Genomic DNA, 15,351 nt, shown 5'->3' on the forward strand with positions numbered 1-15,351 from the left:
AAACTTAATGCCAAGCCGCATATTCACTGGGCCTCATGCCCATTTCCCGTTTAAACAGCTTGATAAAATAACTTTTGTTGGCATATCCCAGATACTCGGAGATCTCTTCCACAGTCTTTCCAGACTGATTAAGCAGCTCTTTTGCCTTCTGGAGCTTTAGCATGTTTACGTATTCGATGAAATTCTGGTTTGTTTCCCGTTTGAACAAGCGGCTGAAATAGCTGGCATTCAAGTTCAGGCGTCCAGCCATGTCCTCCAGCGTTATTTTCTCCGTTACATGACTGATCACGAACTGCTGGGCTTTAATAACCTCGCTCCGTTTGGACTTAATAGAGAATATACTTATTTTCCGCGCTAATTCTTCCAAGTACTGAACTAACCACTCTTCCAAATGCTCGAGGGTATCAATGTCACTCACCACGCTAAACAGCTTTTCTTCCGCCATAGGCAATGGAGACTGCAGCAGCTGTTTCGTCTTCAATTGCAAGTCCATCAGCAACCGGAGAACACATTCCTTAACTTCATTTGGATGAAACTTTTGCGTTGCCACCCATTCTCGCCATTCCTTTACATGAACACGAAGCTCTGTTTCCCTATTCAGGGCAATATCATCATTAATAACAGCGTACAGACTTCCATATTCGGCATAAATATCATCCCGCGAAAAGCTAATCTCTTCAAAACGATGGATGCCCGCTGCTGGAAAATAAAACCGCTGGATCTTCTCCTTTAACATCCGCTGCAGTGTTCCGCGAATTTCCTCAGGACTGCGTGCCTCAGCACCAAATATGCAGGAGACAGACAGCTTGAGATATTTCTGTACCGCAGAGGCTGCATTTTGAATGGAATGATAGATCGCTTGGTGGTCTCTGGAAGACTGGTCGCTGCAGAAAAGAATAACAATCTCCTTATGGCTGTATCTCGAAATAAATAAACTGTGATCAGCCTCAAGCACTTCCTGCATAATATTCTCGACGGCAAAAGAAATCGTATATTCACTCATACGGCGCACCCGTGAGGCTTCCTCTGGACGGTCAATCACTATAAGCATTGGAATGTAGGTCTTGGCATGGATCATAATTCCGTTTGACCGGGCTTGCTCGATCCAAGCTACCTTGTCCCAAGATTGGTATAACGTATCTTTTAGAAACTTTTCTTTTAGCGCAGCACGGTTTTGTGATTGCTTTTGCTTATATACCTGCATCTCGGTATGCTGCTGCCTGTTCAGACCCACTTCCTTCACAAGTGTTCTGAGTGCATGTTCCAGCTGCTCGATATTCAGTGATTCTTTTAAAATATATTCTCCTACGTTTAATTTCAGCGCCTGCTGAGCGTATTTGAACTCGTTGTGGCAGGACAGAATAATCGCACGAATTCCGGGCTTCATCGCTCTGAATTTCTCAAGCATCTCCAGTCCGTTCATCTTAGGCATGCCAATATCGGTGATAATCAGATCCGGTGGATTCTGCCGTGCTTTTTCCCAAGCCTCAAGACCGCTATAATAACATCCGGTGAGTTCAATCCCGAGCTCACTCCATGACACGGCCTGCGACAAATAACGGATAACCGGATAGTCATCATCCACCAAAATTGCCGTCAGCATTCTCTATACCCACCTTTCCGTAGTTCAGTGGAAACTCCAAACAAATCTCCGTACCCACATCAGGTTCGCTTGATATATTCAACTTAAATGAAGCACCATAAATCATACTGAGGCGTTGGGCCACATTACGTAAGCCTATGCCGGAGAATCCTTTTCTGTCCTCTTCTGCAATTTGCTCACTACTGTATGCGGTTTCACGAAGTCTTTTTAAATTCTCCTGTGACATTCCGATACCATTATCCTTAATGGTGATAACCAAGGTTCCTGTAGTTGCAATAATACGAGCTTCAATAAAGATCTCACCACCAAACTGCTCAAAACCATGGATGATGGCATTTTCGATCATAGGCTGAATCATAAACCGAGGCACCAGTGCTTCAGCAGTTCCGTCTGCTAAATTCATTTCCAGCCTGACCTGATTGGCATGACGAAAATTCATCAAAGTCACATAATGAGATATCGTATCTGTCTCCTCACGAAGCGGGATAAACTCATTGTCTCTGTTAAAGGTCATACGGAGCAAAGACGACAACGAACCAATCAACTCGGCGTTCTCCTTGTCTCCTTGCATCAGAATATTTAACCGGATCGAATTCAACAGATTAAACATAAAGTGCGGATTGATCTGTGCCTGCAGCATTTCCAGTTCAGCTTTTCTCTTTCCTGTTTGCTCATAGGTGATTTGTTCAATCATGGACTCGATTCGATCTAGCATTTGGTCGATGGTACGGGCCAGTTGAGCCGCCTCATTATTCCCACGGATTAACGAACGTTCATCCAGTTGACCACGACCTATTCGCTTTACAAAAGCACTTAATTTCACGATGGGCTGAGTCAGCTTAGAGATTAGAACGGTTAAGAGAACGGAAAAGAAGGTAAAGAATAGAATTTGCACGGCTAAGCTGATAAATAAAATCTGTTTATTCTTTGACAATGCCGCCTTCATAGGGATAATGCTCACCATCTGCCATCTGTTGCTGCTCAGCTCCTGGTCAACATACAAAAATTTCTCCCCACTGATCTCGACAGTATCAAGCCGACCTTCCTTTTTCCACCACGTCATTGTTTCACCAATTCGGGCTGGATCAGAATGTGAGACTACAGTTCCCTTGTCATCCAAAAGCATCATCTCTTTGCCATTGTCATTGTTCAGATAAGGGCGGAGTTTACGCTCATTGATGTTGATAATCATATATCCGATCGTGCTGCTGGAGGTCGATTGTATAGGTCTCGCAATAGTTACCCAATTGGCTGAGCCCTTATCAGAATAGTTGTAGTAGGTGTCGTGCTCCGCTCTCCAGAAAGTCGAAATCGGCTGAGTTTGTTTCAATAGTGACATCCAACGCTCGCTATAAAAGGTTTTCGGATTAAAGTCGCTATAAGGATAACTCGTATAAATAAATCCATTCTTACCGATCAGCGTCACTTTCAAATACTCTGAAAGAACGAACATATCATCCAGCATCCGCGACATACGGTTATACTGGATGATCTCTTTCGCTGAATGGAGCGACTCTGGAACAGCAGACATCATCTGCCTGATTTCGCTGTTCTGAAGCACAAAATTGGACTGCTCGAGCGTTTGTTCAAAAATGGCATTCATATTGGCACTGGACGCATTGAGAGATTCTCTTGCGCTGCCAACGGCCTTCTCCAGAATCAGATCCCGGGTTAAATAATCTGTAACCATGTAAATGCAGACTAGCGGGATAAGTACGCAAATCATTGAAGACCAGACAAGTTTCATTCGAAGTGATTGATGCTTTCTAAACACGGATGACAGGCCCCATATCTGTTTTAAATTTGGAGCAGGAGGCAGAAATGCTTTCCTGCCCCCACATTATAAGCCCCCTTGGGGAAGCGTACAATCAGTCTCCGCCTACTTTCCGCTGTTGTTCTGAACGACTTCCGAAATTTTCTTATCGATATTGGCAACTGTGACATCCAGATCCTGTTGGCCAAGGAGATACATTTCCGCTTCTGGAATAACGTTGTTCTTAGCTTCATCCGCATATTTAGCCGGAACTTGCGTCGCACCAGGTGCCGAATTCTCCATCGTATATTTCAGGGAATCAACATCAATCATAGATGGATCCTTAGAACCACTCACAATCGTATCCACCAATTTGTTCGTATCCGATTTCGCCCAGCCAGAGAAGACACGTCCGCCAATTTCCAGTCCTTCTGAGGTATACCAGCGTACAAAGGTGTAAGCAGCTTCCTTATGCTTGGATTTAGCAGCGATCCCCATATAGGTTGGCTGAACAGGTGAGTAATGTTTGCTCTCACTATCCAGTCGAGGGATCGGCGCAAACGCGGTAACGAAGGTTGCTGGAATGGCATCCGTACCACCCGATTCCGCAACCATCCAGTCACCCATCGGAAGCATCGCTGCTAAACCATTAAAATACTGATTCCGGTAGGCAAGCTTCTGCGAAATAATATCCTCGTAAGGAGTAGCACTCTTATCTTCGTACATCATTTTCTTCATCATCTGCAGATTAGCCTTAAATTGCGGGTCCAGAGCATTGGAGGTTCCGTCAGATTTTAGAAAAGTATTATCCTTAGGTTTACTCATCAGCTGGAGTTGGAAATAATCTGGCCAATTGTGCAGATATGCGCCAAAACGCTTCGTTGCGCCCTCACCCTTGGTCAATTTCTTGGCATACTCTTCGAAATCCGCCCAAGTCCAGTCGGTCGGTACCGGCAGACCAGCCTCATCTAGCATTTCTTTGTTAAGAAGCACGAACCAGCGCTGCATAGATGACGGTAACGCATAGACTTTGCCATTGACCGTAGTGTCCACTAGATATTCATCGGAGAGCTTATACCCTTCTTTCTGAATATATTCGTCCATCGGTGCTAACACACCGATATCTGCTCGCTGCGAATAGTTGGTATACGGCAGTTCGACAATATCCAGCGGGTCACTTGCAGCGGCCATCAAATCCAGTTTCTGCATAGAGGCTACTGAATCGCCTTTTTCATTCAGTAGATCCACTTCTACATGAATGTCGGGATGCGCCTTCTCAAACTCTGCGATAATCGTACTCCACTTCGCTTTGGCTTCCGTCTGCCAGGTACTCAGCTTCAACGTAACCTTCTCTGCTGCAGGCTCCTTATTTCCACCAGCATCAGGCGCATCTGTTGCTCCTGCATTATTTGTTTTCGCATTTCCACCGCAAGCGGCCAATGACAACGCCATAGATGTGATCATAAGCACGGATAATAATTTCTTTTTCATATAGACCCTCCTATAAATGTGTTGGGTATACCTCGCTTTACAGCCAAAGCTATGTAACTGCTTACAAGAACATCCTAACATGCAGGATAGACGAGGAAAGTTCTCATATTCTACCGAAGAGAAACTATTTTGACTTTTATTATCCTTTCACGCCTCCGAGGGCAATTCCCTCAATAACCTGCTTCTGACCGAGAGCAAAAATAATCAGCAGTGGCAGAATTGCAGATACCGCACCAGCCATCATGAGGGAATAAACATCCCCGTATTGGTCCCCAAACAACCGAATACCTAACTGAATAGTAAACAGCTCTTTAGATTTCAAAAAAATGAGTGGATACTGATAGTCGTTCCAGGTCCAGATAAAACGCAGAATAGCATAAGTAGCTACAGCGGGACGGATCAGCGGAAATGCAATTTGTAGAAAAGAACGAAAATGACCTGCTCCATCCATCCGCGCCGATTCAAGATACTCGTTGTTTACCCCCATAAAAAATTGCTTGAGCATAAACGCACCGATAATACTAAAGCTGTTAATTAAGATCAATCCTAAATGCGTATCAATCAGATTCAGCCAGTTAAATAGTAGAAACTGTGGAACCAGCGAAGCCTGCGGAGGAACCATGTAAAGGGCCAATACAACTACAAACATCGCATCTCTACCCGGAAAACGCAGCTTGGAGAACCCATAAGCAGCCAGTGCGCATATCAGCACATTAATTATAGTCGTTGCCAGCGTAATATAAATGGAATTTCCGTAATAACGAGCGAAATCACCTGACCAAACCTGTTTATAATTCTCAATGAGGTTCCACTGCTGCGGCAGCCATTGTATCGGAAAATCAAACACATCTTTCTCCAGTTTAAAGGAAGTGGATAACATCCATAGAAACGGTAAAAGAAATGCGATACCTAGCAGTCCCATTGCGATTGTCCAGAAGGTTCTGGATAGAAGCTCTTTTCTCACTGTAATTTCTCCTTTCTGCCTTTAATAATTGACCCATTTTTTTTGCGCTAACATCTGCAGGGCTGTAATGATCAGGCAGATGAGGAACAGGACAAGTGCCATGCTAGAGGCATAACCAGTCTTCAATTGATTGAAGGCGGTGTCATATAGCTCATAGACGATGACGGTCGTGGAGTTGGCCGGTCCACCCTGTGTCAGCACTTGGATCAGATCGAAGATTTTAAATGAACCAATGACCCCTGTAACCAACAGGAAAAAGGTAGTTGGCGAAATGCAGGGAACCGTGATATTGCGGAATTTCCGCCAGCTATTGGCCCCATCAATATCAGCCGCTTCATAAAGGTCCTTCGGAATACTCTGTAACCCAGCGATAAAAATAATAATGTTGTACCCGAGCTGAATCCAAATCTGGATCAACATAAGCGACGGCAAAGCATAATGGATATCAGCTAACCATTTTGGCGGATTACTCCACCCCAGTGACATCAGGAATTGATTGACAGGTCCTAGTGAGGGATGAAACATTACCTGCCAAACCATAGCGATGGCAACTACACTGGAGATGTAGGGAAGGAAGTAAATCACTTTAAACAAGTCCTTCAGGAACACCTGTTTATCAATCAGGATCGCTAACAGCAGAGCAACGATGATCGTAACCGGTACTGTGATAATAAAGAGCAGATTGTTCAGCAAGCTTTTCATAAAAGCATCATCATGAAACAGCCTTATGAAATTATCCACGCCCGCGAACTTAATCCCCCCTAACCCAGCTACAAAGTTCCAGTTCGTGAAGCTTAACAGCAGTGAGCCCAGCACTGGGATCAAGGTCAAGATGATCAGCCCCAACATCAGTGGAGCGACGAATAAATACCCAGCGATTGCTTCGCGCGTATCCATTTTAAGATGAAATTTTCGTATCATAGTTCTCCTCCTTTACTTATCCATAATTGTAGAAAAAGTAAGCCGTAATCATAAGAACTAGAATTGTTCATTTTGGAACTAATTTTACCGATCCTTTAGTTGCGAAGTTTTCTAGACAACCAAGTATAAACGCCTTTGGCGTCCTTATAAGGACGCCAAAGGCGTTTATGCGAGAAATATAAGACATAAAGTATATTGTAAAACTTATACTTTCTTATATTTGCAAAAAAAGCGCGAGCCAAGCTCCCGCCATCCACTACATTTCTATTTTTCCACGTAAAGTAAAGATCGTTTTACACGGACGCAACCTCTACAACACCTTTTCCATCCCCACCCGTGCTTTTCAGCTTCTTACTAAAAATCATAAACAAGATGACGCCCATTAAGCTCGTTATAACTTCTGTTATGGTCATTGACCAGATCACGCCATGAAGTCCAAAAACAGAGTGTAACACGATAATCATAGGGATAAACAATACGCCTTGTGTGATGGCCATAATGTTAGTTGGTATCCCCTGTCCGGTCGCTTGAAAAATACTCATAAACAAACCTGTAAATCCATTAAATAAAGCGGAAATCAGCATGGCTACCAAAATATAAGTTCCCATACTTAACACTGAAGGGTCATTCGAGAAGAAGTGCAGGATCGTTCCTCTAAACAGAAACACTAGACCTACAAAGACAAAAGCAATACCTCCGATATAGGCAAAAGCATGTTTAATCGTTGATTTAAGTCTCGCCATATTTTGACTAGCAAAGTTAAACGCAAATAGCGGAATCAAACCTAAGAATAAGCCCATTGATAAGAACTCCGGAACTTGCACAATTCTTAAGGCCACACCAAATCCGGCAACCACATTTTCTCCATATTGAATCGCGAAGTTATTTAACAAAAGCGTGCTCACAATCACAAAACTGAATTGTAATAACTCCGATACACCTATTTTGTATACTTCTAATTGATCTCGAACAGATATCTTGAAATGCTTCAAAAATCCCCTTAAATGCTCACTTTTCGTTTCTAAAAAATAGACATAATAAATCGCGGAACCCACATTCGCTAAAACCATCGCCAACGCAGCACCTGCCACATGCCATTTCAGCACAAGAATAAAGAGTGGATCAAAAATTAAACTTAAAGCCGTACTAATAAAGATACCGTACATCGATTCTTTGGAGGCACCTTCGGAACGGACTAGCTGTTCCAAGGCAAAATTAAGCACAATGGCAAATCCACCGACAAAAAGGGTCAAAGCATAAGCCTTAGTAAAGTCTAGAGTAGCAGCATCTGCGCCTAGTAATCGCGTAATTGGATCAATCGCTAACATCGCTATTAGAGCAATAAGAATACCCACTATAATGCTTCCATAAAAAGTGTATCCGGCAACCTTCTTTCCCTTCTCCGTATCCTTTTGCCCCGCGAGCCTTGTAATAAATGTTCCGCCACCTACGCCAAGCATATTCCCAAAGGCCATAAGGACTGTGAAGATGGGTAGACCCAGCGTAATGGCAGTCAGCATACTAGTATTGTGGAGTAAGCCAATGAAATAAGCATTGATTACATTATAGATGGTACCAACAGACATCCCGATCATCATAGGAATGGATAAATGAGCAATTGCCTTCTTGATCGGCGCCGATTCTAAATAATATTGATTGGAGACTTCTGTTTCCATGATTAACCCTCCGAACGTTTATAGACTTGAATTAACTTTTTGCAGTAAAGACTTTAAGTTTGCTGTTTCTTCCGGACTGAGTGCTTTTGTAATGCTTGCTTCTACCCCTGAGAAAATCTCATTGAACTCCTCGACCAAAAGAGCGCCCTTTTCCAAAACAAAAATGCTCTTCTGCCGTTCATCATTTTCAGGTGTGACACGCTTGATATAGCCTTTCTTTTCTAACCCTTGAAGCATGCTGGTGATACTCGCCCCTTTTCTATTAAAGACTTCCGCCAAATCCTTTTGAATTACACCTTTTTCTTGATGCTCAAAAATATAACCGATCATGCGTCCTTGCTGTGAATTCAGCCCTAGCTCATTCAGCCTGGCGTCAGCTGTACTTTTTAGTTTCATCCCGATCTCTCGAATCAAATTAGAAAATGGTGTATTTTCAACGGGTTTGCTCATTATTATTTCCTCCGCATTCGTATTAGTTAGAACTCTAAGTAACATCATTATCATAATAGTTAGAACTCTAACTGTCAATATTCTAACTAAATAAACTGGTTTTATTCTTCCTTTAAGGTAAGTACATGACGGCGGTGAATGTTTGGACTTCCGGTCACTGTTCCCTTGTAGAATGTTTTTTTAGTTCACCTTATTAAAAAACGCCCCTCTCCAGCACATGCCCGTAGACATGTACTGTAAAGGAGCGATTAGAGAAACTTACTTCACAAGTTCTTCCAGCTTCCCGAATAAAGCGGTTTTCGATTTCAGCTTTGAAGCATTGCCGACCACCGTGAAATAATTTTGTTCCGTCACAGCCTTAAGTAAATCAGTGTACTGTCTGATATCTTCCGGTGTTGTCGACAAGATTTCATCCCGCTCTCGCTGCAGCTCGGCCTCCGTCACCTGTTCAAAATAATGCCGGTCCGCCCGCCGTCCCTGTGCGCTGGGACTAAGAGGCTGATCCAGCATAGATAAGGTGCCAATGATCGCTTTGGTCATCTCATCGGGATCTGCTTCATACCCCTCAACAAATCGATAAGCCTGATCATAAACCTCCAGCGTCTCCTGCAAATTTGGATCACGGTAGGAGGTGAACATCATCATCCCATCTCTGCGCAGAACCAGGTTCCCGCCATACGCACCGCCCTTCACACGTACAGCATTCCACAGATAGGTAAGGCTCATGATTTTCTTGAGCACCTGCATTTTGCCTGAATATGTGAATCCTAGCTTAGTGAAGTCGTATCCCTTAACCACATATTGCACCTGGCTGGAAGACATGAATCCTTCATTGTCCGCATGTCCCTGTGCCGTAATCTTAGGCCTATTTACTACTGGCCGATCCTGGATACCCAGCTTCGCTGCATTAGCTATGAATTCTTCATACAAATCAGGCGTACCAGTCACGCTGATGATCAAATTGTTTTTATTGAACAAATCCCCACAGATGCCCTTTAGTGTGTCTGCCACCTGAGCTCCCTGTTGGTCGAACGTCTCCGCAAGCTGGCGGATAAAGCGGTAATAAGTAACACCGCCCTGTTGTTCCTGATAAGCTCCCATATCCGAGAAATAGGACATCAGGCGGCTGGCCGCAATCTCATTCCCTCTTTGATTCAGAATCGATTCCATCTGCGAGGCTTCCCGGCGGACGATTTCCTGCAGTTTAGTCAGATTGTCGAGCGTACTTGTGTAGAGTATCTCTCGCAGTAGGTCCAGTGATTCACCAATATGCCCCGCCATCACCTTCACCAGCGCAGAGAATTTAGGCTGATAACTCGCCCCCGTAGCTTTTGCAGCGCCATAGAGCTCATTCCTGAAATATATGCCCCCGGTTTTGATCCCGATTTCACTGGTGAGCTCTTTAATAGCGTAAGAGGCAGTCTCCATTTGGCCCAATACCTCTGCCAATAGCACCAAATAAGGAATTCGTTCAGGAGCTATAACACCCGTATCCCAATAAAGCTTGCAGTAGGCAATCTTATGGGTAGCTACCTCATGGTGGATCACCTTTATGCCCTCATGGATTTGTTCATGGGTCGGCACCTGAGGTTCTACGCTGCGGTTAATATCCTGTAAAGACAAGCTCGGTAGCTTCTGTAAATCTTCGGCTGCATCCGCACGACTCTGCCGCGCCAGAAGATGCTGTGTACTCTGAACAAGCTGCTCCAACTGATCTGGTTGCAGTGACGCTTTGTATTCACTCAATTGATGCTGAGTGGATGCTTCCTTTTCCGCTGCGATCGTCTTGGACGGGTTCAGTACCACTACACTGCAATGATCACTGTTCAGCAAATAGTCCTCAATCAGCTTCTCAAAATAACGGTCCGCAAGCTTTTCCCGAATGGCCGTGAGCACCTCTTCATAGCGCATGTGAGTAGTCGGCTGACCGTCATAGAGCCAGGACTTCATCACTTCGATATTGTAAGTAAGACCCTTCGGATACTGATTAAAGTCCGCTTCCCGCAGTTCAAATTCCTTACTGTTGACCGCTGCCAGCACCAGCTTCTCATCTAGTCCGTCCTGGACCAAACGCTTTAATGTAGTCTTCACCAGCTCCACAAAGGCATCTTTAGAGGAGGCATTGGAATGCGTCAGCGTAATACCAAGCAGCGGTTGAACCATACTGTCGGAATAAAAAGCAAACGCGTCTTTGCCAAGTCCGCTTTCGAGCAAGGCTTGCTTGAGCGGAGCTGCGTTGCTGTCCATCAGCATGCTTTTTAAAATATCAAAAGCGAGGTTCAGTTCCCGATCAGTAGAAGTTCCAATCACATAATTCAGACTCAAATAAGTCTTATCAGTGGCTGTTTCTGCTTCCAGAATCGGATAATCCCCTACCAGCTCCGTCATTCCAATGGGCTGTTGTAGGGCAATGGAAGTATCGAAGCTATTTCGTTCATAAGACCCAAGATATTCCTGGTCTATGAATTGCAGCTTCTCTTCAATATTAACGTCTCCGTAGAGATAAAAATAACTATTGGACGGATGATAATAGTTGCTGTGCGCCTTGAGAAACTGCTCATAGGTTAGCGCAGGAATTTCCTGTGGATCTCCACCTGAAGAATGACGGTAAATCGTGTCCGGATACAATGACTTTTTGATTCTATCCATCAATACCGTAGTCGGCGAGGAATATGAACCTTTCATCTCGTTGTAAACCACGCCTTTATAGATTAACTCATCTTCGGGATGCTGAAGCTCGTAATGCCAGCCCTCTTGCTCAAAAATTTCTTGTTGCTTATAAATATTCGGTTGAAAAACACTATCCAGATAAACCTCCACCAAATTAGAGAAGTCCTGATCGTTCCGGCTCGCTACTGGATACATCGTCTTATCCCCAAACGTAAATGCGTTCAGGAACGTCTGCATCGAGCCTTTCAGTAATTCTACAAAAGGTTCCTTGACCGGATATTTCTCTGAACCACATAATACGGAATGCTCCAAAATATGAAAGACCCCCGTACTATCTTCAGGCGGGGTCCTGAAGCTTACACTAAATACCTTGTTGTCATCCTGATTCTGCACGAACAGCAGCCTGGCGCCGCTCTTCAGATGTTCCAGCGTGAATACGTTGGATTCGTTCTCCGGGATAAATTCCTCATTAACAACCTGAAATCCATAATAAGTGTTCCCTGTGATCAAACGGCTCATAGATTTCCCTCCTCTGTTTAGGGATATGATAACTCTACATGAGCTTATCATATCCCTGGGCGATTATTCCATCAGTAGAAGGTCTCCGGGATTAATTTCTGGTTCACATAAAACAAGACCACGCCAGTATAATTACTGACAAAGCCTTGTTTTATTTCAAATGATCTTTTAATATTGCTCCGAGTTCAGCTGTGTATTTAGTCAACCTTAAGCTTATCTCTGTACGCATAACATCTCGAGTTAAACCAAAGCGTTCCTGATATCCTCGGCAAAAGATTTTGTAATACACCAAGAATTCCTCCTGTTCATCTGCCAGCACCCTGATATTCCGCTGTTTCAGCTCTTTTTGCAGCCGATAAGTATCCTGCATGATCCGGCGTTGAATGGCTTGACCAGCCATCAAATAGGCACGTTTAAGAATATTGCTGGAGGGCTCGATCTCCTTCAGACTCTTGCTAACCATAGTATCTATATAAGGAAGCAAAATGAGGTCTCGAACCATCGTACGTTCCTCCATAGTTATCATTTTATCTGGGTTCTCACGCTGCTGTTCCTCATACTGCTCAACATGCTCGGTCATGATCATTTTCGTTTTCCAGCGTTCATTACCCTCAAGTTTACTCATTTATAGTGACCTCCAATCTGTTCAGCTCTTTCTAAGGCAACACCGGATTCAAGCATAGATGAAGCTCTGATTAGAGCTTTACTGCCATAACGAGCTTTTATTTGATCGATTGCACGTTCTTTGTTGTAAGCCCGAACCCTGTCATCAAAGAGTGTAAGTTGGATGACGCTATCATCTGATAGGTTAGTCAAGGAAATCGCTAATCGACCTATGGGAAGGCCCGACCAGTTGTCTGCAAATAATTTTTGCGCAGCAGCAGCTACTTCGTGTGTTAGTGATGTAGGTTCGGGCATTGTCATCTGACGCTCGTAAGCATTTGAACGCTCTCCGTCCGTCTCTAAAACTGAAATAGATACTACCGATCCCATATAACCATACCGCCGCGCTCGCTGGCATACTTCAATGACGAGCTCAAGCAGCACAACCTCAATATCCGTATGCCTGGTGTATAAATTCCAGCGCAAAGCCTTACCATGTCCCACTGATTTGATTTGATGACGCATTCCTGTGACCACTGGACTAGGATCTAGCCCGCGCGCAGTTTGCCAATAATATTCCGCTTGAATATCACTTTGCTTACCCATGGTAGTTCGCATTCGTCGCTTAAATTCTGACAGTTCCATTCGTGCAATATCTCCAATTGTGGATATACCCATACGCCAAAAATTCTTGGTCATTCTAGCCGCTACCATAAACATATCCTGCACGGGAAGTTTCCAAAGGGTCGTCTCTAATTGATCAAAAGTCAGTTCGTAAATTCCATCCTTCATCTTTTTGGCGTAGTTATCTGTCGCCATCTTTGCCATAACCTTAGTAGATCCAATACCTACCCGAGTCCAGACTCCCGTCGAAAGTAAAACATGGTGCTGAATTTTATGAATCATATCCTGCAGCGATCCTCCGAAATATGCAAGAGATCCTGTGACATCCAGAAACTGCTCATCGATACTGTAGGGTTCTACCAGGTCGGTGTATGTTCGATAAATCTCTGATATCAAGAGAGATACTTTAATGTAAGTCCCCATACGGGGACGTATTACGATTAGTTCTGGGCATTTTGCTAAAGCTTCACCTACACGCGAAGCCGTTGTTACACCCTTTGCTTTTGCAAGCGGGCAGGCCGCCAACACAATACCGTTCATTCTTGTTGGATCCCCCACTGCAACAGGTTTATCTCGATATTCAGGGTGGGCAGCTTTCTCGACAGAGGCGTAAAATGCCTGGCAATCAGACAGTAGAATGACGCGATTCTTAGGCATGACGTTGTTCCTGCACGGGCTGCCATGAAAGAATATTTGCTGCCAAGAACATGCGAGGCGTTCCTGTAGTCAGACAACTTGCTCGTATGCGTCCGTCACGGATACTGTGTATTTCAATTTTCCGCTGGCTGATATTTCTCGCCTTATCCTGATATATAATTTCAATTATTTGGCCGATGCTGATTTGCATGCGATCGCCTCCATAAAAATAAGAACATTTGTTTGTATTATATGCGTAATCGGGAATTTTAAGCAACAAAAAAGGTGAGGTAATTTCCCCCACCATACTGGATCTGATTTTTTTAAAGCTGAGAATAATCTAATCCAGACCGAACGAGATCACAGTTCATTAGAGTGCATCCATGTGCTATAAAAAATGAGTATCTAAACCTGCATATTCAACAGAGATTGAACAGACAACGAAAAAAGTTTACACTTTGATAGAGTAAACAACAGTAGTAAATTATTGATCTGTACTCAAAAGCTTTTTCTAGAAAGGAATTTTGCTAATGTTCCGTTCCTCCTACACCTTTCGCTCGGAAGAAGAAGCTTCCATGCTTCTGTTTGATTCTATCGGTTGGGAACAACTCGATTCACCTGCCTACTCCTTCAACGGCCAGAACCGGACGGAGAGAAGTTGTGTTATTTTTCAGTACACATTATCGGGAGAGGGTAGAATTGAAATAGATGGGGTTGTTCATCGGTTAACGAAGGGCAAAGCTTTTCTAGTGACTGTCCCCAGCATACACAGGTATTATTATCCGGAAGAAGGCACCGAGCCTTGGGAAGTTTTATGGCTCAATCTACGGGGGCCTTTAGCGATTTCACTTTGGAACCAACTCGCTGCTCATTGCGGTCCAATTGTAGAACTCCCCCAAGAATCGGTTTCGATAGATTTATTGTGGAGTACATTCAAGGACATTCAGGTTCATGAAGAAAGAGATTTGCATCTTTTAACGGGAAAAGTCTTTCAGTGGATCTTGTCCATGGAGAAATACCTCAAGAAACCAAATTTGTTAACCACCTATATAAAAAATGACAAGCTTCACGCCGCTATTCAATTCATGAAGGATGATCTGCATAATAATAATCTAAGCTTAGACGATGTTGCCGCTCATGTTGGTGTTTCCAAACATCATCTTTGCAGACTGTTTCAAAAAAACATCAATCTTTCACCCTTTGAGTATTTAAAAAGACGGCGGATCGAGTTGGCAGCTTCCAAGCTTAAAACAACAGATTTGAGTATCAACCAGATTGCGACGGAAAGCGGATTTGATAATGCCAGCTACTTCGGAAAGGTTTTCCGGTCCTATTTTGGGGTCAATCCTTCGACTTACCGCGAACAGGATCTAGCGTTCCAAACCAAACATGTATTTTTCGAAAATTGATCCATATAACAAAGGAGCAAGCCAGTGGCTTA

The 15,351-nt window shown here is 43.8% G+C and carries 12 protein-coding genes; 1 reads left to right on the top strand and 11 read right to left on the bottom strand.

What is annotated here, in order from left to right:
• Positions 1-4 precede the first annotated feature (4 nt).
• The 11 genes from H70737_RS22000 to H70737_RS22050 all read right to left on the bottom strand — a co-directional run bounded on the left by H70737_RS22000 (position 5) and on the right by H70737_RS22050 (position 14,121).
• Positions 5-1,603, bottom strand: a complete 1,599-nt coding sequence (locus H70737_RS22000) for a response regulator transcription factor (protein ID WP_042190710.1) — start codon at positions 1,601-1,603, stop codon at positions 5-7.
• Positions 1,578-3,377 (bottom strand): cache domain-containing sensor histidine kinase, encoded by a 1,800-nt coding sequence (locus H70737_RS22005; RefSeq protein ID WP_231573331.1) that lies wholly within the window; start codon positions 3,375-3,377, stop codon positions 1,578-1,580. The genes H70737_RS22000 and H70737_RS22005 overlap by 26 nt, the downstream gene beginning before the upstream one ends.
• Positions 3,378-3,482: 105 nt before the next feature.
• Positions 3,483-4,847 (bottom strand): ABC transporter substrate-binding protein, encoded by a 1,365-nt coding sequence (locus H70737_RS22010; protein WP_042190712.1) that lies wholly within the window; start codon positions 4,845-4,847, stop codon positions 3,483-3,485.
• A gap of 139 nt (positions 4,848-4,986) precedes the next feature.
• Entirely contained in the window at positions 4,987-5,769 is a 783-nt protein-coding gene (locus tag H70737_RS22015; protein WP_042194330.1) for a carbohydrate ABC transporter permease, read from the bottom strand.
• Between the two features lie 63 nt (positions 5,770-5,832).
• Entirely contained in the window at positions 5,833-6,732 is a 900-nt protein-coding gene (locus H70737_RS22020; protein ID WP_042190714.1) for a carbohydrate ABC transporter permease, read from the bottom strand.
• A 293-nt stretch (positions 6,733-7,025) separates the two neighbouring features.
• Positions 7,026-8,408, bottom strand: coding sequence for an MATE family efflux transporter (locus H70737_RS22025; protein ID WP_042190716.1), 1,383 nt, complete (start codon positions 8,406-8,408; stop codon positions 7,026-7,028).
• A gap of 18 nt (positions 8,409-8,426) precedes the next feature.
• Positions 8,427-8,858, bottom strand: a complete 432-nt coding sequence (locus tag H70737_RS22030) for a MarR family winged helix-turn-helix transcriptional regulator (protein ID WP_042190718.1) — start codon at positions 8,856-8,858, stop codon at positions 8,427-8,429.
• Between the two features lie 258 nt (positions 8,859-9,116).
• A complete protein-coding gene (locus tag H70737_RS22035) occupies positions 9,117-12,047 on the bottom strand; it encodes an insulinase family protein (protein WP_042190720.1) in 2,931 nt (976 codons plus the stop codon).
• A gap of 151 nt (positions 12,048-12,198) precedes the next feature.
• On the bottom strand, positions 12,199-12,672 hold the full coding sequence (locus H70737_RS22040; RefSeq protein WP_042190722.1) for a YhjD family protein: 474 nt from the start codon (positions 12,670-12,672) through the stop codon (positions 12,199-12,201).
• A complete protein-coding gene (locus tag H70737_RS22045) occupies positions 12,669-13,931 on the bottom strand; it encodes a DNA polymerase IV (RefSeq protein WP_042190724.1) in 1,263 nt (420 codons plus the stop codon). Before H70737_RS22045 ends, H70737_RS22040 begins: the two co-directional genes overlap by 4 nt.
• Complete coding sequence (locus H70737_RS22050) at positions 13,924-14,121, bottom strand: hypothetical protein (protein WP_042190727.1); 198 nt, start codon at positions 14,119-14,121, stop codon at positions 13,924-13,926. The genes H70737_RS22045 and H70737_RS22050 overlap by 8 nt, the downstream gene beginning before the upstream one ends.
• A 319-nt stretch (positions 14,122-14,440) precedes the next feature.
• Here H70737_RS22050 and H70737_RS22055 point away from each other — a divergent pair, with 319 nt between their 5' ends.
• Positions 14,441-15,319 (top strand): helix-turn-helix transcriptional regulator, encoded by an 879-nt coding sequence (locus H70737_RS22055; protein ID WP_042190729.1) that lies wholly within the window; start codon positions 14,441-14,443, stop codon positions 15,317-15,319.
• Positions 15,320-15,351 lie beyond the last annotated feature (32 nt).

Source organism: Paenibacillus sp. FSL H7-0737 (assembly GCF_000758545.1).
GTDB lineage: Bacteria > Bacillota > Bacilli > Paenibacillales > Paenibacillaceae > Paenibacillus_AQ.